This is a genomic window from Actinomycetospora soli, from assembly GCF_021026295.1.
Taxonomy (GTDB): domain Bacteria; phylum Actinomycetota; class Actinomycetes; order Mycobacteriales; family Pseudonocardiaceae; genus Actinomycetospora; species Actinomycetospora soli.
Map to the genome: position 1 here is coordinate 117,582 of NZ_JAJNDA010000012.1, position 18,625 is coordinate 136,206.

Below are 18,625 nucleotides of genomic sequence, written 5' to 3' on the forward strand. Positions count from 1 at the left end.
GCGAAGCCACCTATTCGACGGTCACGGACTTCGCGAGGTTGCGCGGTTTGTCGACGTCGTAACCGCGCGCCCGGGCCACCTCGGCGGAGAACACCTGCAGCGGCACCGTGGCCACCAGCGGCTGGATCAGCGTCGGCACCACGGGGACCTCGATGAGCGTGCTCGCGAACGGCCGCACCGTCTCGTCGCCGCGCTCGGCGATGACGACCGTGCGCGCCCCGCGCGCCTGGATCTCCCGGATGTTCGACAGCAGCTTCGCGTGCAGCGTCGCCCGGCCCCGCGGCGAGGGCATCACGACGACGACGGGCAGGTCCTGCTCGATCAGCGCGATCGGCCCGTGCTTCAGCTCGCCCGCCGCGAAGCCCTCGGCGTGCATGTACGCGAGCTCCTTGAGCTTGAGCGCACCCTCCAGCGCCACCGGGTAGCCGACGTGGCGGCCGAGGAAGAGCACCGCCTTCGAGTCCGCGAGCTCCCGCGCGAGGGCCCGGGTCGGCTCGACCGCGGAGGCGAGCACCTCCTTCACGGCGTCGGCGGACGCGACGAGCTGGTGGTACTCACGCTCCACCTCGTCGGCGTACTTCGTGCCGCGGTTCTGCGCCAGCGCGAGCCCGACGAGGTAGCAGGCGACGACCTGCGAGGTGAACGTCTTGGTCGCGGCGACCCCGACCTCGGGGCCGGCGTGGGTGTAGAGGACGGCGTCGGACTCCCGCGGGATCTGCGCGCCGTTGGTGTTGCAGATCGCGAGGACGCGGGCCTTCTGCTCGCGGGCGTGGCGGACCGCCTCGAGGGTGTCGGCGGTCTCGCCGGACTGGGAGATCGCGACGACGAGCGTGGACCGGTCGAGGACCGGGTCGCGGTAGCGGAACTCGCTGGCGACCTCGACCTCCACCGGGATGCGGCACCAGTGCTCGATCGCGTACTTCGCCAGCAGCCCGGCGTGGTAGGCGGTGCCGCAGGCGACGACGAACACCTTGTCGATGTCGCGCAGCTCCTGGTCGGACAGGCGCTGCTCGTCGAGGACGATGCGACCGTCGACGAGGTGGCCGCGCAGCGTGTCCGCGAGGGCCGCCGGCTGCTCCTCGATCTCCTTCGACATGAAGAAGTCGTGACCGCCCTTCTCGGCGGCCGCGATGTCCCAGTCGACGTGGAAGGGACGCGTCGGCGCGAGGTCGCCGTGGAAGTCGGTGACCACCGCGCCCTCGCGGGTCAGCGTGACGATCTGGTCCTGGCCCAGCTCGACCGCGTCGCGGGTGTGGTCGATGAACGCCGAGACGTCGGAGGCCACGAACGTCTCGCCGTCACCGATGCCGACCACCAGCGGCGACGAGCGACGCGCGGCGACGATCTCGTCCGGCCGCTCCGCGTGGGTGAGCACGAGGGTGAAGGCGCCCTCCAACCGGTTGACGACGCGGCGCACCGCGGCGGTCAGGCCGGCGTCCGGCTCCTCGTCGAAGGCGCGGGCGACGAGGTGGGCGGCGACCTCCGAGTCGGTGTCGCTCGCGAGCTCCACCCCGGCGTCCTCGAGCTCGGCGCGCAGCGCGACGAAGTTCTCGATGATCCCGTTGTGCACGACGGCCACCCGGCCGGTCGCGTCCCGGTGCGGGTGGGCGTTGCGGTCGGTCGGGGCGCCGTGGGTCGCCCACCGGGTGTGGCCCATCCCGGTCCGCGCCGGGTGCTCGGCGTCCTCGGGGTTCGCGTCGGTGACCCGGACCAGGTTGTCCAGGGCCCCGGCCGCGCGGTGGACCTCCACCGTCGGCGCGTCGGGCCGCACGGTCGCGATGCCCGCCGAGTCGTACCCCCGGTACTCCAGCCGCCGCAGACCGCCCAGCAGGACGTCGCGTGCCGGGCGCCAGCCCACGTACCCCACGATGCCGCACACGGAGTCCGAGCGTAGGTGGGACGAAGTGGACCTTGACCGGTGGCCCGTGTGACCCGGCCCGCCGCGACGCACCCCGGCCGTGTTCCAGCAGGCCGGTGACGCTCCGGATGCACTACGGTCCGTCGCCATGGCCAGTGCGAAGCAGATCGTCGCGGAGCTCGGGCGCCCGGGCCCGCACCAGGTGCTGCGCGGTGACCTCGCGCTGGTCGGTCTGCCCGGGGTGGTCTTCACCCCGACGGCGGGTGAGCAGCTCCCCGCGGTCGCGTTCGGCCACGACTGGCTCAATCCGGCCACCCGCTACCTCGGCCTGCTGCGCCACCTCGCGTCCTGGGGCATCGTCGCCGCCGCACCGGACACCGAGCGCGGCCCGTTCGCCTCGCACCGCAAGCTCGCGAACGACCTGCGCACCGCGCTCGACGTCGTCTCGACCGTGCGGCTGGGCGGCACTGCCCGCGGCGCCGCGGTGAGCGTCGACCCGCGCAAGCTCGCGCTGGCCGGCCACGGCATGGGCGCCGGCTCGGCCGTGCTCGCGGCCGCGGCGCCCGCCCACGCCACGCGCGTCCAGGCCGCCGGCGAGCCCTACTGGGAGACCGGGTCGGAGATCGCCGAGGCGCGCGGCGACGTCGCGGCGGTCGCCACGATCGCGCTCTCCGAGTCCCGCCCCTCGGCCCAGGACGCGGCCCGCGCCGTGCACCGTCCCGGTCTGCACATCGCGTTCGGCAAGGACCTCGTGGCGCCGCCCGCGGCCGGCACCGAGCCGGTCGCCGCGGCGTGGGCCGGCCCGTCGGTGATGCGGACCGTGAAGAAGGCCAGCCACCTCGGCATCGTCGAGGGCAAGCACTGGAGCGACCTGGTGCTCGACGGCAAGGCCGACCTCGGTGTCCTCACCACGGTGAAGGCGCTGCTCACCGGCTTCCTGCTGCACCACCTCGAGGGCGAGAAGAAGTACTCCGACGTCGTCGACGGCGCGGTCAAGGGCACCGAGGTGCGGGTCTACCGGGAGTCGTCGACCGTCTGAGGCCGGCCGGCTCCCCGCCGGACGGCGCACCGCGGTGTCCGCGGCCCACCTTGTCGCGGGCTCCTGACACGCCCCGCCCGCCCTGTCGCGGCGACTCACCACGGCAAGGCACGCCGAGGACGACGAGGACCCGCGACAAGACACGGACCCGCCGGTCGGTCCACCTTGTCGCGGGCTGCCGACACGCCCCGCCACCTTGTCGCGGGCTCCCGACACGCCCCACCCACCCTGTCGCGGCGACTCACCACGACAAGGCACACCGAGGACGACGAGAACCCGCGACCAGACACGGACCGGCCGGCTGGGACGGACCCGCCGTCGAACCAAGATGGCCCGACACGGAACCGCCGACCGTGCCGCGGGCTCCCGACACGCCCCGCCGCCTTGTCGCGGCTCCCGGCACGCCCCGCCCACCCTGTCGCGGCGATCCACCACGACAAGGCACACCGCAGACGACGAGAATCCGCGACAAGGCACGGACCCGGCGAGAGCCCCGCCCGTCAGCGGTCCGCGTCCCCCGGGCGCGAGCCGTCCGCCGCGGGCTCGTTCGCCCCGCCGTCCGCCCCGCCGTCCACCCCGCCGTCGAGGCCTTCGTCGAGCCCGCCGAGCCCACCCAGCCCACCGAGCGCGGCGAGGATCTCCGGCAGCGCGAACAGGTCGGGCGGCAGCCCCCCGGTGTCCGCCGGGCCCACCCCGTCCCCGGACCCGGTCACGTCGGCCGCCGCGCCGGAGAGACGGCGCAGCATGCCGAGCCGGTCGGCGAGCGTGCGCCAGGTCTCGGCGATCGTGGCGTCGGTGCGGTCGGCCACGACGAGGTAGCGCTGCAGGCAGGCGTCCAGGGCGGCGGCCCACCCGCGTGCGGCGGCCGGGACGGCGCCCGGGCCGGGGGGCGGCCCGGGGTCGCCCGCACCGAGCGCGCGGGCCGCGGCGGCGCGGTCGGCGACGTCGTCCGCCACCGCCAGTCCGGCGGCCTCCACCGTCTCGGCGGTGTCCGCGAGCAGGGCGACGATCTCCTGGGCGGCCCGGCCGAGCGCGACGACCCGGTCCGCGACCTCCTCGGCCGACGGGCCCGACCAGCGCTCGTACAGCGTGCCGGCCTCCTCGGCGAGCGCCCGGTGTCGCACGCGGATGCGGTCGGCCGCGCGCCGCAGGTCCTCCGCACCGGCCGCGATCGCGGCGAAGCGGATGCCGCGCTGGGCGCCGTGCCGGGCCCGCAGCCCGGCGGCGTCGACGGGCGGTCCCGGCAGACCGGCGGTACCGGTGAGCGCGGCGCGGGCCGGGAGGGCCGCCACGATCCGGTCGACCGCGACGTCCCCCGCCGCGAGCAGGGCGTCCGACGTGTCGGCGCCGAGCTGGTCCAGCCGCCGCGGCGGCGGGACCGCGGAGAGCGGTCCGCCCCTGCGTCCGCCGTCACGCCGTGTCACGGGTCCCAGGGTCCCCCACGGCGTCCAGCGGTTCCACACCGGCCCCGTCCGCGGGGCCGGTGCGGCACGGCGCTACGGGCGCACGTCGGCGACGAGCACGGCCAGGCGGTCCGCGACGTCGCGGGCCGTGTCCTCGGTGGGTGCCTCGACCATCACCCGCACCACCTGCTCGGTGCCCGAGGGCCGCAGCAGCACGCGCCCCCGGCCGGCCAGGGCGGCCTCCTCGGCGGCCACCGCGTCGGCGACCCGGGACGACGAGCCCACCGCGGCCTTGTCCGCCACGGGCACGTTCACCAGCACCTGCGGGAGCCGCTCCACCACGCCGGCGAGCTCCGCGAGGGAGCGCCCGGTCGTCGTCATGCGGGCCATCAGCCGCAGCGCGGTGAGCAGACCGTCCCCGGTGGTGGCGTGCGAGGGCAGCACCACGTGGCCGGACTGCTCGCCGCCGAGCGAGAACGAGCCCGCCCGCAGCTCCTCGAGGACGTACCGGTCCCCGACCGCCGTCGTGCGGACCGCGATCCCGGCCTCCTGCATCGCCAGGTGCAGGCCCAGGTTGCTCATGACGGTGGTGACGAGCGTGTCGCCGGCGAGCTCGCCGTCGGCGTGCAGCGCCAGCGCGAGGACCGCGAGGATCTGGTCGCCGTCGACGACCGACCCGTCCGCGGCGACCGCGAGGCAGCGGTCCGCGTCGCCGTCGTGGGCGATCCCGAGGTCGGCGCCGTGTTCGACGACGGCTTTCGTCAGCCCCTCGAGGTGGGTGGAGCCGACGCCGTCGTTGATGTTCCAGCCGTCCGGCCCGGCCGCCAGCGTCGTCACCCGAGCACCCGCGCGCTCGTAGGCGCGGGGGGCCGCCAGCGAGGCCGCCCCGTGCGCGCAGTCGACGACCACGTGCAGCCCCTCGAGTGCGTGCGGGGTGGCCACGAGCAGGTGGTCGAGGTAGCGGTCGAGCGCGTCGGGCACGTCGGTGACCCGCCCGATGCCCCGCCCCGTCGGACGCCGGTCGGGCTGTGCGACCCCGTCGAGGTGCGCCTCGATCTCGTCCTCGAGCGCGTCGGGCAGCTTGTGACCCCCGGCCGCGAACAACTTGATGCCGTTGTCGGGCATCGGGTTGTGCGAGGCGGAGATCATGACGCCGAGGTCGGCGCCCAGCGTCGCGGTCAGGTGGGCGACCGCGGGGGTCGGCAGCACGCCGACCCGCCGGACGTCGGCCCCGGCCGCGGAGAGGCCCGCGCACACCGCGGCCTCGAGCATCTCGCCGCTGGCCCGCGGATCGCGGCCAACCACGGCCACCGGTCGCGCCGCGGCCTCACCCGGGTCCGACGCTCCACCCGCCCCGTGCACGACACCGCCCGCGTGCTCGACGAGCACACGGGCGGCGGCGGACGCGACGGAGAGCGCCAGCTCGGGGGTGAGGTCCGCGTTCGCGAGGCCGCGGACACCGTCGGTCCCGAACAGGCGACCCATCAGCGCTTCGAGTACTGAGGGGCCTTCCGGGCCTTCTTGAGGCCGTACTTCTTGCGCTCCTTCGCCCGGGCGTCCCGGGTGAGGAAGCCGGCCTTCTTCAGGCCCGGACGGTCCTCGGGGTCGACGATCGTCAGCGCGCGGGCGATCGCCAGGCGCAGCGCGCCGGCCTGGCCCGACGTCCCGCCACCGTGGAGGTTGGCGTAGATGTCGAACTGCTCGGTGCGCTCGGTGTTGACCAGGGGCTCACGGATGAGCTGCTGGTGCACCTTGTTCGGGAAGTACTCCTCGAACGCCTTGCCGTTCATCGTCAGCTTGCCGGAACCCGGCACGAGACGGATGCGGACCACGGCCTCCTTGCGGCGGCCGACGGTCTGGATCGGGCGGTCGAGCGAGGCGAACACCGGGGCCGGGGCGTCGCCGAAGACCTCGGCGCCCAGCTCGTCGTCGGTGTCGGCGAAGTCGCCGGAGGTCAGGTCCGCGGCCTCGGCGAGCGACTGCCCGCCCTCGGGGGCCTCGGACGTGACCTCGTAGGAGGTCTCGTTCTCGACGTTGTCGTCGGGGGTGGTCACTGGCTCACCTGTCGGATCTCGTACGGCACGGGCTGCTGGGCGGCGTGCGGGTGCTCGGGGCCCGCGTAGACCTTGAGCTTGGACGCCATGGCCCGGCCCAGACGGTTCTTGGGCAGCATGCCCTTGATGGCCTTCTCGACCAGGCGGTCCGGGAAGCGCTCGAGCTCCTCGCCCACGGTGCGCTTCTTGAGGCCGCCGGGGTAGCCGCTGTGGTGGTAGACGAAGCGGTCGTCCCGCTTGCCACCGGTCAGCGCCACCTTCTCCGCGTTCACGATCACCACGAAGTCACCGGTGTCGACGTGCGGGGCGTAGGTCGGCTTGTGCTTGCCCCGCAGCAGCTGGGCGGTCTGGCTGGCCAGCCGGCCGAGCACGACGTCGGAGGCGTCGATGACGTGCCAGGCGCGGTCGATGTCGCCGGGCTTCGGACTGAACGTGCGCACGGAAGCTACCTCGTCACGGTCATACTGGGTCTGCGGTACGTCAGGTGGCGGCACACGCGGAGGCCGTACCACGGCCGGATCCGCTGACTGTGTCGCCTCGCGGCAGGCGTCCACCGCGCAACGACTCTCCAGGGTACGCGGCTGCCCGCGAGGACCCGGCACCCACCCCCGTCAGTACCGGGCGGCGTTGCGCGCCTCCACCGCGCGATAGGTCTGCTCGGCCTGCCCCAGCCGTCCCCCGACGAGGCCGAGCACCTGCGCGAGGTCGGCCCACGCGGTGTCGATCTCCCGTTGCCGGGCGCGGTACTGCTCGGCCGCGGCGCCGGTCCAGCCCGCGACGAGCGGCGCGAGCCGCCGTTCGAGGTCGTCGAGCTGGCCGCGGATGCGCGCGGCCGTGGCCGTCACGTTCTGCTGCGCGGCGGACAGCTCGCCGAAGGTCACGCGGATCTCGTCCATGTCGTCCTCCTCAGCCCAGTGCCCGGCCGATGCGCGAGGTCGTCGCCGCGACCTCGTCCTCGGCCGCCCGGTACCCCACGGCGGAGGCCTGCACGGACTCCGCGATGGCCCCGAGAGCGGCGTTGATCCGGTTCGCGTCGTCGTTCCAGCGCGCCATCAGCTGCGTGAAGGCCGTCGACGCGTCGCCGCGCCAGGTCGCCTCCAGCGGGACCAGCTGGGCGCGCAGCTGCGCCAGCTGCGCGCCGATCTGGTCCCGCACCTCCAGGACGTGCCGACCGGCGCCCTGCATCAGCTGCGTCTCGGTCCCGAACTGTCCCGCCATCGGAGCTCCCTCCCGTGTGTCGCCCTCGACGGTGACATCCCGACGGCGGGTGCGGGTGCGGTTCGGGAGAACTCGTGCGAGCCCGTGCTCAGGGCGGGCTGCGCAGTGTCCCCACCACCCGTTCGCAGGCCGCGAGGACCGCGTCGCGGGAGGCGTCGTCGTGGCGGCAGCCGACCGAGATCTGCGTGGCGCCGAGGAAGAGCACCACCCAGTCCACGGTCGTCCCGGGGACCGGCACCTGTCGGTAGGTCGCCGCGTCGCGGCCGGCGAAGGTCGTCTCCGGCCGCAGGTCGGAGACGCCGCCGCCCGCCGACCGCGCGGCCTCGAAGCCGGCGAGCAGCTGGGAGCGCGCCGCCACCGGGTCCGGCGTGGCCAGCGCGCTCTCCTGCACCGCGATCAGGTTCGGCCCGGTCGGCTGCCCGGCCGGGCGGATGCGGCTGCGGCGCGACTCGGCGTCCGACCCGTCGGTGGTCCACCCGGCGGGTAGCTCGTAGGCGTGGGCGAACACCGAGACCACGGTCGGCGGGGTCGCCCCCGCCGACGGGGTGTCGCCGCCGCGCAGCCCGGCCACGGCGAGGATCACGACGACGACCGCGACGGTCGCGGCCGCGACCAGGCCCGCCCGCCGGCGGGCGCTCCACGCCTCCGGGCCGCCCTCGGGGGTCTCGATCCGGGCCGGGAGCCGGCCGGCGGGCACGAGCTCGTGGGCGATCCGCACGGTCGGGCCGTCCGGGTCGGACCGGGGCGCCGCCGCCGACGGGGGCGGTCCGCCGGGCACGGGCGGCGCGGACGATGCCGGCCGGGGGCCCGGGTCCGGGCGTCGCGGCGGGGCACCGGCCGGGACCGCGACCGGCCAGTCGGGCAGCAGGACCGGGCGCGCGGGCGGGGCGGCGGGTGGCGCCGGGGCGACCGCGGGCGCCGGGGCCGCGGCCAGCAGGGCGCCGCGGGCCACCACCGTGCGGGGGTCGGCCGGCACCACCGGGGGCACGCCGAGCGCGCGGTGCACGAGCGTGGCCAGCAGCGGCGTCCGGGCGAGCCCGCCGACGAGGCGCACGTCCAGCCGGGACGCGGCGACCCCCGCCTCGGCGACCACCCCGGAGAGCAGCGCGACCAGGTCGCCGCACGAGTCCCGGAGCAGGTCCTCGAGCTCGCCGCGCGAGCACCACGCGCTGCCCGCCGCGCCCGGCAGCGGGATCTCGGCCTGCTCGGACTCGGACAGCCGTTCCCGGGCGTCCCGGACGTCCTCGACGAGCACCTGGCGGTGGCGGCGCTCCGGCAGGTCCACGCCCGCCACCACCGCGCGCACCCGGTCGGTGCCGGGGCCGTCGTCGGGCAGTCCGGCGACGAGGTGGGCGAGGACCAGCTCGTCGGCGTCGTCCCCGCCGAAGTCCCCGGAGGCGCGGTGCGCGAGCACCGTGCCGTCCCCGTCGACGACCGCGGCGCTCGCCCCGCGCGCCCCGACGTCGAGCACGGCGGTCGGCCCGCCGCGGCCGGCGGGACGCATCCACCGGGCGTGCGCCGCCGCGGCGACCGGTTCGGGCACCAGGACGAGCTCGGCGGCGAGGCCGGTGCCCGCCCGGCGCAGGACCTCACGACGACGCCCGCCCCAGCCGGGCGGGTGCGTGAGCACGAGGACGTCCGGGCGTTCGCCGCGCAGCGCCGGGGCGGCCCGGTCCACGGCCGCCGCGAGGACGGCGCCGAGCGCCTCGACGACGCCGACCGTGCGGGTGCCGAGCAGCAGGGCGTCGGCGTCGATGTGGCGGCGCGGGCGGGGTTCGAACCGGCTCGGGTCGGCGGCGGCCCGCGCCCGCGCCTCGGCCCCGGTCACCAGGGCGGCGCCGTCCGGCGCGAACACCGCCGCGAGGTCCGGGGCGAGCTCGACCGCCTCGGCGCCGCCGCCGGGGTCGACCACCGCCACGACCGCGGTGTCGCCGAGGTCGACCGCGATCCGGCGGCTCACCGGTCCCCACCCCCGGGCGCCCGGATCGGCTCGTCGGGATCGCGCCAGGCGAGCTGGACGAGCGTCTCGCCGTGGCGGCGGGTCACGAGCACCGCCCGGCCGGGCGGCCGCGGTCCGGGCCGGGCCGTCCCGACCAGCGGGCCCTCGTCGCGGCTGCCGTGGCCGACGAGGCCGGGTGTGGCGAGTTCGCGCAGGCGGGCGAGCACCGGCTCGAACATCGCCCGCGACGTGCCGCCGACGCGCCGCGCGAGGACGACGTGCAGGCCGATGTCCTTGGCCTGGGCGAGGAGGTCGAGCAGGGCCGTGAGCGGGTTGCCGGCGGCGGTGGCGACCAGGTCGTAGTCGTCGACCAGCAGGAAGACCTCCGGCCCGGTCCACCACGAGCGCGCCCGCAGCTGCTCGGGGGTGACGTCGGGCCCCGGGAGCCGGCGGCGCAACGACGCGACGAGATCGGTCATCGCCTCGGTGAGCGCGTCCGCGGTGGAGGTGTAGCTGATGAGGTGCTCGGCGTCGACGGCGCCGAGCAGGCCGCGGCGGTAGTCGACGATCATCAGCCGGGCCTGCGCGGGCGTGTAGCGGGTGACCACCTGGTGGGCCAACAGCCGCAGGAACGACGTCTTGCCGGACTCGCCGTCGGCGTAGACGAGCAGGTGCGGGTCCGCCGCCACGTCGAGCAGCACCGGCGCGAGCCGGTCCTCGTCCACCCCGATCGGCAGCAGGTGCCGTTCCCCGTCGTCCGGCCCGGGCAGCGCGGCGACGTCCACCCGGTCCGGCAGCAGCTCGACCGGCGCCACCCCCGGCCCGGGCCACGCGGCGGCGACCCCGGCCACCAGGTCCGGCTCCGGGAGGGCGACGAGGACGTGGCTGCGGTCGGGGGCGATGCCGTGCCCCGGACGCCCGGCGGGCACCGCGGCCGCCACCCGCCGGTCCACCTCGGACTCGCCGGGATCGCCGAGCCGCAGCTCGATCCGGGTGCCGAGCAGGTCCTTCAGGGCGGGGCGTAGGTCGGCCCAGCGGCCCACGCCGATCGCCACGTGCACGCCGTAGGACAGACCGGTCGTCGCCAGCGTGAGCACCGTCGACTCGAGCGCGTCGTGGTCGGTGCGGAAGGCGTGCCAACCGTCGATCACGAGAACGAGGTCGCCGGACGGCTCGGGCAGGTCCTCGCCCCGCCGACGCCGCTCCCGCAGGTCGGCCACGGAGGCGATGCCGCGCTCGCGGAACCAGCGTTCCCGGGCGCGGGCCACCGCGGCGACCTCGGCGACGACCCGGCGCACCAGGTCGGTGTCGCCCCGCCCGGCGACCGTGCCCACGTGCGGGAGCGCCGCCAGCCCGGCGAGCGTGCCGCCGCCGAGGTCGACGACGTGGAAGCCGAGCTCGTCCGGGGTGTGCGTGAGCGCCGCGGAGCAGACCAGGGTCCGCAGCAGCGTCGAGGTCCCCGCCCGCGGACCGCCCGCGACGCCGACGTGGCCCGCCGCCCCCGACAGGTCGGCCCAGAGCACCTCGCGGCGCTGCTCGTAGGGCCGGTCGACGAGGCCGAGCGGCAGGCGCAGCGTGCCGTTGGCGGGGAAGCCGGGGGCCTCCCGGCCGCGGTCGGTGTCCTCGAGCGGCGGCAGCAGCGACGTCAGCCCGATCGGACCGGCCAGCGGCGGCAGCCACACCTCGTGCGCGGGCGGTCCCGCGTCGCGCAGCCGGTCGACCACCGTGTCCAGCACGCTGGGCGCCGCGTCGTCGACCTCGCCCGGGCCGTCGTCGGCCCGCGGCGCGGGCGCCCCGCCCGGCGGGTCGACCCAGCCCCCGTGGAACGGCCGGGGCTCGGGCGGGCGCGCCTCCGCGCCGGTGTCCGCGGCGAGCGCGGTGCGCCGTCCGACCGGGCGCCGGACCGGGCCCGACACGTAGCCCGCGGTGAACCGGACCATCGTCGAGGTGTCCGAGCGCAGGTAGCCGGTGCCGGGGACGGCGGGCAGCGACGCCGCGTCCGGGACGCCGAGCACGGCGCGGGAGTCGGCCGCGGAGAAGGTCCGCAGCCCGATCCGGTATGAGAGGTGGGACTCCAGGCCGCGCAGCCGCCCCTCGTCGACGCGCTGCGAGGCGAGCAGCAGGTGGATCTGCAGCGAGCGGCCGAGGCGCCCGATCGCGGTGAACAGGTCGGCCAGGTCCGGCTTCTGGTGCAGCAGCTCGGAGAACTCGTCGACGACGACGAACAGCGCGGGCAGCGGGGTCAGGTCGGCCCCGCGCTCCCGCGCGCGTTCGTAGTCCGCCACGCTCGCGAGGTTCCCCGCGGCCCGCAGGAGTTCCTGACGACGGGTCATCTCGCCCGCGAGGGCGTCCTGCATGCGGTCGACGAGCGCGAGGTCGTCGGCGAGGTTCGTGATGACCGCGGCGACGTGCGGCGCCGCCGCGAGCCCGGCGAAGGTGGCGCCGCCCTTGAAGTCGACGAGCACGAGGTTGAGCGCGGCCGAGGAGTGCGTCGTGATCAGCCCGAGGACGAGGGTCCGCAGGAGCTCCGACTTGCCCGAGCCGGTGGCGCCGACGCAGAGCCCGTGCGGGCCCATCCCCTCCTGGGCGGCCTCCTTGAGGTCGAGCTCGACCGGCTCCCCGTCCTCGCCGAGCCCGAACGGCACGCGGAGGCGCTCCCGCGGCGCCCGGGGCCGCCAGGCGGTGCCGACGTCGAAGGTGTCGGGGGTGCCGGGGACCCCGAGCAGGTCGAGCAGACCCGGCGTCGCCGGCCCGGGTCCCTCGGGCGCGGAGGCGGGCGTGCGGCACGGGGCGAGCCGCCGGGCGAGGGCCTCGGCCTCCGGTGCGCGCAGGACGTCCGGCCGCCCGAACCACTCGACGCCGACGTCGGTCGCCGCGCCGATCCGGTCGAGGCCCGGGTGCTGCGGGTCGGGCGCGACGACCAGCCGCAGGCCGCGGCGGGCGACCAGCGCGTCGAGCCGTCCGCCCAGGTCGATCAGGGTGAGCCCGGCGAGGCCCTCGTCGCCCGGGTCGTCCGGGGCGCCCGCCCCGTCGCCGACGTCGCCGCCGTCGCAGACCACCACCACGTGCGGCGCGACCGGACCCGCGTCCCGGCTGAAGCGCGCCCGGTCGGCGAGCTCGGGGGCCAGCCACGTCCGCACCGTGGCGAGCGACGAGGCGATCATGCGGACCGGTCCGGCGCCGTCGTGCAGGCGCGGGTGGGCCACGTGCGGGAGCCACTTCACCCACTCCCAGTCCGCGCGTGCCCGGTCGCCCGCCACGACGGCGAGCCGCAGGTCGTCCGGCGAGTGCAGCGTGACCAGCTGGGCGACGAGCGCCCGGACGAGCGCGCGGCGCCGTTCCCGCCCGACCGGGCTCGCGTCGGGCCCGGTGACCGCGACGGCGGCGAAGGCCCGCAGCGACACCGCCGTGGGCAGCGCCTCGACCACCGAGTGCGCCCGCACGAAGCGGCGCAGGGCCGCCGTCGTCACCGGCTCCAGGTCGGCGACCGGGCCGGTCTGCGGCGGCACGAGCGCGGTGGCCAGGCGCTGGGCGCCGCGGCCGACCCGGACGTGGCCGAAGTCGGGGTCGCCCGGCCGCCGCTCCCAGGTGCGCGGTCCACGGGCGAGGCCCACGAGCGCGTCCGGGTCGGGGTGGGTCCACTCCAGGCTGGCGCGCTGCTCGGCGGCCACCGTGCGGGTCCGGCGGCGGACCTGGGCGAGGTAGCGCAGGTAGTCGGCCCGCTCGGCGTCGGCCTCGGCCCGGCGCTGGGCGCCGCCGCGGGAGAACCCGCCCGCGACCATCCCGAGGGTCGACAGCGCGATCATGCCGCCGAAGAGCCACGACGTCGGGTTGTCGATGCCGAGCACCACGATGAAGCCGACCGAGGCGAGCAGCATCACCACGGGCAGCAGACGCGGCAGCAGACCGGCGGGCGCGAGGCGGGGTTCCTCCGGCGGCGCCTCGAGCGCGAGTTCGCCGCCGGGCATGGCCGGGGCGGCCTCGCGCGGCCCGCGCCGGACGACCTGCGTGCCCACACCCCTCCTCCCGCGACCGGCCGGTGCGGATCTCCGTGTTCGCCCCACCACGGCTCGGCGTGCTGGCCATACTAGGGAGCCGATCACCCGGTCGGGGCCGGTTCGGCCGGGTCGGCGGCAGGTCCGGGACAGGGCCGGGAGGACACGGAGGTGGCCGGGGTGAGCACCGGGAACGGCCGCACGACGGCGCCGGTCCGGCGGGAGGAACCGGCCGGGGACCGCACCCCGGCCGTGCCCGCCGTGCCGGTCGGCCCGTCGTCGCCGTCGGTGTCCGGCCCGCCGGCGACGGCCGTCACCCGGGTGTCGGTGCTGGCGCCGACCACGCGGGCCGACCTCGCGCTGCCCGGCGACGTCCCGGTCGGCGAGCTGCTCCCGGTGCTGGTCGACCTCACCGACGCCGCCGGCCCCGGCCCCACGCCCCGGGCCCGCGGCCGGCACGTCCCGGTGCGCAGCGCGGACCGCGCGGGCGCGACCGGGTGGACGCTCGCCCTGCTCGGCCAGGCTCCCGCCGACCCACGGTCCTCCCTCGACGAGCTGGGGGTGCTCGACGGCGACCAGCTCGTCCTGCGCCGCCGCGAGGACGCCGCGCCCGCGCCGCTCTACGACGACGTCGTCGACGCCGTGGCCGAGTCGCGGCCCGCCGGGTTCCGGGCCTGGGACGCGGGCTGGGCGCACCGCTGCGGCCTGGTCGGCGCGGTCGTCGCCGGTGCGACCGTGCTCGGGGCCCTCGTCGCGGCCGGACGCGGCCCGGGTACCGGGGGCGGTGCGCTCACCGCGGGCGCGGCCGGGGTCGTCGCGCTCGCCGGGATCGTGCTGGCGGTGACGGCGGCGCGGTTCGCCCACCGCCCCGGACCGGCCGCCGTGCTCGTCGCCCTCGCGGCCGGCGCCGCCGCGGTGTGCGGCCTGGCGGTCGTCGGCGGCCCGGACGGCGCGCCGCTGACCGCCGGGCTCGGTGCGGCCCACCTGCTCGTCGCGTCCGCCCTCGCGCTCGTCGCCGCAGGCACCGTGCTGCTGGCCGCGCCGCGCACCGACCGGGTCGCCCTCGCCGTCGGGACCGCGCTGGCGACGGCCGCCGCCCTCGGCACCGCCACCGGGGCGGTCGCCACCGTCGCGGCTGCCGTGGCGGCCGCCCGCGGGGCCGGTCCCGTCGAACCCGCGGCCGTCGCCGCCGGGGCGGGCGCCCTCGCACTCGTCGCGCTGTCCGCGCTGCCCCGGCTCGCGGTCGCGCTCGCGCGGCTCCCGCTGCCCGAGGTCCCGCTCTCCGCCGCCGAGGACGACGCCTCCGACGCCTCCGAGGCCGCCGCCGACGGCCCGGCCGCCGGGGCCGGCGACCCCGTCGCGCTCGACCGCCGCACGGACCGGGCCCACGCGCTCCTGACGGGGCTGGCGGGCGGCACCGTCGCGGTCCTCGTCGTGGCGGTCGTGGTGCTCGGCCTCGCGCCGGCGCCCGGCTGGCGGGGCACCCTCGGGGCCGTCCTCGGGGTGCTGCTCGTGGCGCTCGCAGCGCTGCGCTCCCGCAGCCACGCCAACGCCGTGCCCGCGGCGGTCCTGCTGCTCGGGTCGCTCGTCGGGGCCGCGGCGCTCGGGATCGGTGCGGTGGCCGCCGCGCCCTCGGGGGCCGCCCGGCTCGGCGTCGGGCTGGCGGCGGCGGTCGTCGGGGCCGCCGTCGTGCTCCTCGGCGCGCTCGGTCCGCGCCGCCGCCCCGGGCCGGGGGTCCGGCGGGCGGTGGACCTCGCCGAGGGCGTCGCCATCGCCGCCGTGGTACCCCTGGCCTGCGCCGTGGCGGACCTGTTCGCGGTGGTGCGGCTGCTGTGACCCCGACGGCCCGTCGGCGGGCCCCGCTCCCGGCCCTCCTCACGACGGTCCTCCTGACGGCCTTCCTGACGGTGGCCCTGCTCGCGCCGGGCCTGCCCGCGGCGGGCGCACCCGCCGTCGGGACCGGGACGGGCACCGCGATCGAGGTCGCCCCGCCGGCCCCGCCGGACCCCGACCCGGCCGCGCTCGCCGCGCTGCCGCGGGCCCCGGCGGCCCTCCCCGGCCTCGCACCGCTCGGCGCGTGCCCCGCCGGGATCGCCCCCGCCGGGTTCGACGCCCTGCTCCCCGAGCCCGCGGCCGTGCCCGGCGCGAGCGGGACCGGTGTGCTGGTCGCGGTGGTCGACTCCGGGGTCGCCCCGCACCCCCGGCTCACCGGCGGCGTGGCGGACGGCGGGGACTTCGTGGCGGGCCGCTCGGCGCGCACCGACTGCGACGGCCACGGCACCGCGGTGGCGGGGGTGGTCGCCGCCGCCCCGGGACCCGACGACGACGGCGTCGTCGGCGTCGCCCCCGGCGCCCGCGTGCTGTCGGTGCGGGCGGACACGGCCTGGTCCCGCACCGCCGCCGGCCCCGCCGGCGACGAGTCCGTGCTCGCCCGCGCCGTGCGGGCCGCGGTGGCGACCCCGGACGTCCGGGTGCTCACGCTCGCCCTCGCCGCGTGCCGACCGGCCGCGGGCCTCGTCGGCGGGGCCGGGGCACCGCTCGGGGCCCTGCGGGCCGCGGTGCGCGAGGCCGTGGCCCGCGACGTGGTGGTCGTCGCCGCGGCCGGCAACGTCGGGAGCGCCTGCCCGGCGAACGACCCGGCGACCGCGGCGCAGCGGGTCTCGACCGTCCCCGTCCCCGCCTGGTTCGGCCTCGACCCGTCCGAGGTCCTCACCGTCGGCGCGCTCGACGACGACGGCGCCCCCGACCGTGCCTCGCTCGCGGGGCCGTGGGTCGGGATCGCAGCGCCCGGACGGGTCCCGGCGGCGCTCGACGCCCGCTCGGCCGGGCTGACCGCCGACCTGACCCTGCCGGGGTCGGCGCCCGCGCCCGTCGTCGGGACGAGCTTCGCGGCAGCGCGGGTGGCCGGCGCCGCGGTCCTGCTGCGGGCCCGGTTCCCGACGATGCCGACCGCCGACGTCGTCGCCCGCCTGCGCGCGACGGCGGCCCCGGTGCCCGGCGCGGCGTCGACCGCGGTCGGCGCGGGCGCCCTCGACGTCACCGCCGCGCTCTCGGGGGCCCGGCCCGCGCCGCCGCCCGCCGCGACCGCACCCGCACCCTCGTCCGACGGCACCGGGTGGGCCCTCGTCGCCGCCGGCGGCGTGCTCGTCGCCGTGGCGCTGGCGGCGCTCGTCGTCCGGCGGCGGAGGCGGGCGTGAGCGCCCCGGAGGCCGGCGGGCCCACGCTCGGACGGCTGCCGCTGACCGGGGTGCTGGTCGCCGAGGCCGGGCTCGCCCTGGCCCTCGCCCTCGTCGCGCTCGGCGCGGGGCTCCCCCTCGCGGGCGTCGTCCTGTCGCTGGCACTCGTGGTCGGGCTCGTCCGGGTCCGCGGGGAGCTGCTCGGGACCTGGGCGGTGCTCGCGCTGCGCCACCGCACCCGGCCGCGGGAGGTGCCGGTGGCCGATCCCGACGACGGGCTCGGGCTCCCGGCCGTCGACGCGGCGGTGGGACCCGTCGAGGTCGTCGCGGCCGTGGACCACGACGGCCGCCCGGTGGCGTTGCTCGGCGGCGAGGACGGCGCCTGGAGCGCGGTGCTGGCGCCCGCCACCGAGGATCTGCCGCTGCTGCTCGACGCCGCCGACGACACGTCTCCCTCGGACGACACCCTCGACACCCTCGACACCCTCGACACCGTCGAGGCCGTCGACGCCGTCGGCGCCGCGCCCGGCGGGCTGCCGCTCGGGGCGCTGGCGGGCACGTTGTCCGACCGCGGCGTCGTGCTCGACGCGCTGACCGTGGTGCGCCACGTGCGTCCCGGCGGGGCCGACGGTCCGGCGCGGGCCGCCCACCGCGAGGTGCTGGGGCCCCTGTCCGACGCGGCGCACCGCAGCCTGTGGCTCGTCGTCCGGTTCGACCCGCGGCGCTGCCCGGACGCGGTGGCCGACCGCGGGGGCGGCACCCTCGGCGCCCGCCGGGCCCTCGTCGGGTCGCTCGCCCGCATCGGCCGCGTCCTCGCCGACCACGGCGTGCCGGTCCGGCCGCTCGACCCGGACGGGGTGCGCGACGCCGTGGCCGTCGCCGCGGGGTCGGACCTGGACCGCACGCCCGGAGGCGTCCAGGAGCGCTGGGACGCCGTGGTGCTCGGCGAGGTCGGGCACGCCACGTGGTCGGCCACGACCCTCGGTCCCACGGTGGACCTCGACGCCCTGGTCGCCCCGGACGCCGTCTCCACGGTCGCCCTGGCCCTGGTGGCCGACGACGGATCGGCCGAGGTCGGGCTCGACCTGCACGTCCGCGTCACGGGCCTCGGACCGGCCGACGTGGTGGCCGCCGGGCGGGACCTCGTCGCGGCCGCCCGCGCCCGCGGCGTCCACCTGGAGCCCCGGCACGGGCGGCAGGCGGCGGGTCTGCGCGCGACCCTGCCCCTGGGCGGGCCCCGGTGACCCGCCGCGCGCCCGGGCCACGACCGGCGCTGCGCCGCCCCGTCCACGACCTCGACGACATCCGGGTGCCGGTGACCCCGGCCGGCGTGGTCCTCGGTGCCGACGCCGCCGGGGCCCCGGTCACGCTGGCCGTCCTGCGGCCCGTCGGCACGCGGGTCGTCGTCCTCGGCGCGCTGCACCTGGCCCGCCAGATCGCCCTGCGGACGGTCGCGCAGGGGGCCCGGCTCGAGGTGACCACGGGTCGGGCCGCGGTGTGGGAGCCGGTCGGGCGGGCCGCCGCCGACCCCGCGCGCGTCCGCGTGACCGCCGGGGAGACCACGCCCGAGGACCCCGACGAGCGGACGCCCGGGGACACCGACGCCGTCCTCACGGTGCGGGACCGCGGCGCCGCCGCGCCGGGACCGGGGACCACACCGGACCGGCCCTGGCGGACCACCCTGCTCGTGCTGCCCTCCCTCACCCCGGCGGTGGCCGACGCCGCCGACGACGCGGACGTGGTGCTGCTCGGGCGGATGCCGCCGCAGGAGGCCGACCTGGCGACCCGCCTGTGGCGGCTCTCCGAGGCGATGGCCGAGACGCTCCGGACGCTGCCCGACCACGGCGTCGTCGCCCTCGGGCGCAACCTCTGGCGCCGCCTCGACCTGGTCACCGCCGAGCGGGAGACCGCCATCCTCGGACCGGTCCGGCGCGCCTGACGGG

The 18,625-nt window shown here is 78.1% G+C and carries 14 protein-coding genes; 5 read left to right on the forward strand and 9 right to left on the reverse strand.

What is annotated here, in order from left to right:
- Window positions 1-10 precede the first annotated feature (10 nt).
- A complete protein-coding gene (gene glmS / locus LN037_RS19935) occupies window positions 11-1,879 on the reverse strand; it encodes a glutamine--fructose-6-phosphate transaminase (isomerizing) (RefSeq protein WP_230755893.1) in 1,869 nt (622 codons plus the stop codon).
- A gap of 127 nt (window positions 1,880-2,006) precedes the next feature.
- On the opposite strand from glmS, the gene LN037_RS19940 reads away from it, so the two are divergent.
- The gene (locus LN037_RS19940; RefSeq protein WP_230755896.1) at window positions 2,007-2,897 is read left to right on the forward strand and encodes a dienelactone hydrolase family protein; all 891 of its coding nucleotides are present in this window, start codon (window positions 2,007-2,009) and stop codon (window positions 2,895-2,897) included.
- Between the two features lie 500 nt (window positions 2,898-3,397).
- Here LN037_RS19940 and LN037_RS19945 read toward each other — a convergent pair whose 3' ends face one another.
- From LN037_RS19945 to eccCa, 8 genes are all read right to left on the reverse strand, one after another.
- Entirely contained in the window at window positions 3,398-4,321 is a 924-nt protein-coding gene (locus LN037_RS19945; protein WP_230755898.1) for a WXG100 family type VII secretion target, read from the reverse strand.
- Between the two features lie 72 nt (window positions 4,322-4,393).
- On the reverse strand, window positions 4,394-5,785 hold the full coding sequence (gene glmM / locus LN037_RS19950; protein WP_230755900.1) for a phosphoglucosamine mutase: 1,392 nt from the start codon (window positions 5,783-5,785) through the stop codon (window positions 4,394-4,396).
- The gene (gene rpsI, locus LN037_RS19955; protein ID WP_230755902.1) at window positions 5,785-6,354 is read right to left on the reverse strand and encodes a 30S ribosomal protein S9; all 570 of its coding nucleotides are present in this window, start codon (window positions 6,352-6,354) and stop codon (window positions 5,785-5,787) included. Before rpsI ends, glmM begins: the two co-directional genes overlap by 1 nt.
- Window positions 6,351-6,794 (reverse strand): 50S ribosomal protein L13, encoded by a 444-nt coding sequence (gene rplM, locus LN037_RS19960; RefSeq protein ID WP_230755904.1) that lies wholly within the window; start codon window positions 6,792-6,794, stop codon window positions 6,351-6,353. The genes rpsI and rplM overlap by 4 nt, the downstream gene beginning before the upstream one ends.
- Before the next feature lie 171 nt (window positions 6,795-6,965).
- Window positions 6,966-7,250: a WXG100 family type VII secretion target gene (locus LN037_RS19965; RefSeq protein ID WP_230755906.1), complete on the reverse strand. Its 285-nt coding sequence runs from the start codon at window positions 7,248-7,250 to the stop codon at window positions 6,966-6,968.
- Window positions 7,251-7,260: 10 nt separating this feature from the next.
- A complete protein-coding gene (locus LN037_RS19970; RefSeq protein ID WP_230755908.1) occupies window positions 7,261-7,572 on the reverse strand; it encodes a WXG100 family type VII secretion target in 312 nt (103 codons plus the stop codon).
- Between the two features lie 88 nt (window positions 7,573-7,660).
- Window positions 7,661-9,532 carry a type VII secretion-associated protein gene (locus LN037_RS19975; RefSeq protein WP_230755910.1) on the reverse strand — a complete coding sequence of 624 codons (1,872 nt, stop codon included), beginning with the start codon at window positions 9,530-9,532 and terminating at the stop codon, window positions 7,661-7,663.
- On the reverse strand, window positions 9,529-13,527 hold the full coding sequence (gene eccCa / locus LN037_RS19980) for a type VII secretion protein EccCa (RefSeq protein ID WP_372460503.1): 3,999 nt from the start codon (window positions 13,525-13,527) through the stop codon (window positions 9,529-9,531). Before eccCa ends, LN037_RS19975 begins: the two co-directional genes overlap by 4 nt.
- Before the next feature lie 159 nt (window positions 13,528-13,686).
- Here eccCa and eccD point away from each other — a divergent pair, with 159 nt between their 5' ends.
- From eccD to LN037_RS20000, 4 genes are read left to right on the forward strand one after another with little or no spacing between them, the layout of a single operon-like run.
- Window positions 13,687-15,342 carry a type VII secretion integral membrane protein EccD gene (eccD, locus tag LN037_RS19985; RefSeq protein ID WP_230755912.1) on the forward strand — a complete coding sequence of 552 codons (1,656 nt, stop codon included), beginning with the start codon at window positions 13,687-13,689 and terminating at the stop codon, window positions 15,340-15,342.
- Entirely contained in the window at window positions 15,339-16,703 is a 1,365-nt protein-coding gene (locus tag LN037_RS19990; RefSeq protein WP_230755914.1) for a S8 family serine peptidase, read from the forward strand. The genes eccD and LN037_RS19990 overlap by 4 nt, the downstream gene beginning before the upstream one ends.
- Window positions 16,700-17,926 carry a type VII secretion protein EccE gene (locus tag LN037_RS33765; protein WP_230755916.1) on the forward strand — a complete coding sequence of 409 codons (1,227 nt, stop codon included), beginning with the start codon at window positions 16,700-16,702 and terminating at the stop codon, window positions 17,924-17,926. Before LN037_RS19990 ends, LN037_RS33765 begins: the two co-directional genes overlap by 4 nt.
- Window positions 17,923-18,621, forward strand: a complete 699-nt coding sequence (locus tag LN037_RS20000) for a hypothetical protein (RefSeq protein ID WP_230755918.1) — start codon at window positions 17,923-17,925, stop codon at window positions 18,619-18,621. Before LN037_RS33765 ends, LN037_RS20000 begins: the two co-directional genes overlap by 4 nt.
- The last annotated feature ends 4 nt before the right edge of the window (window positions 18,622-18,625 follow it).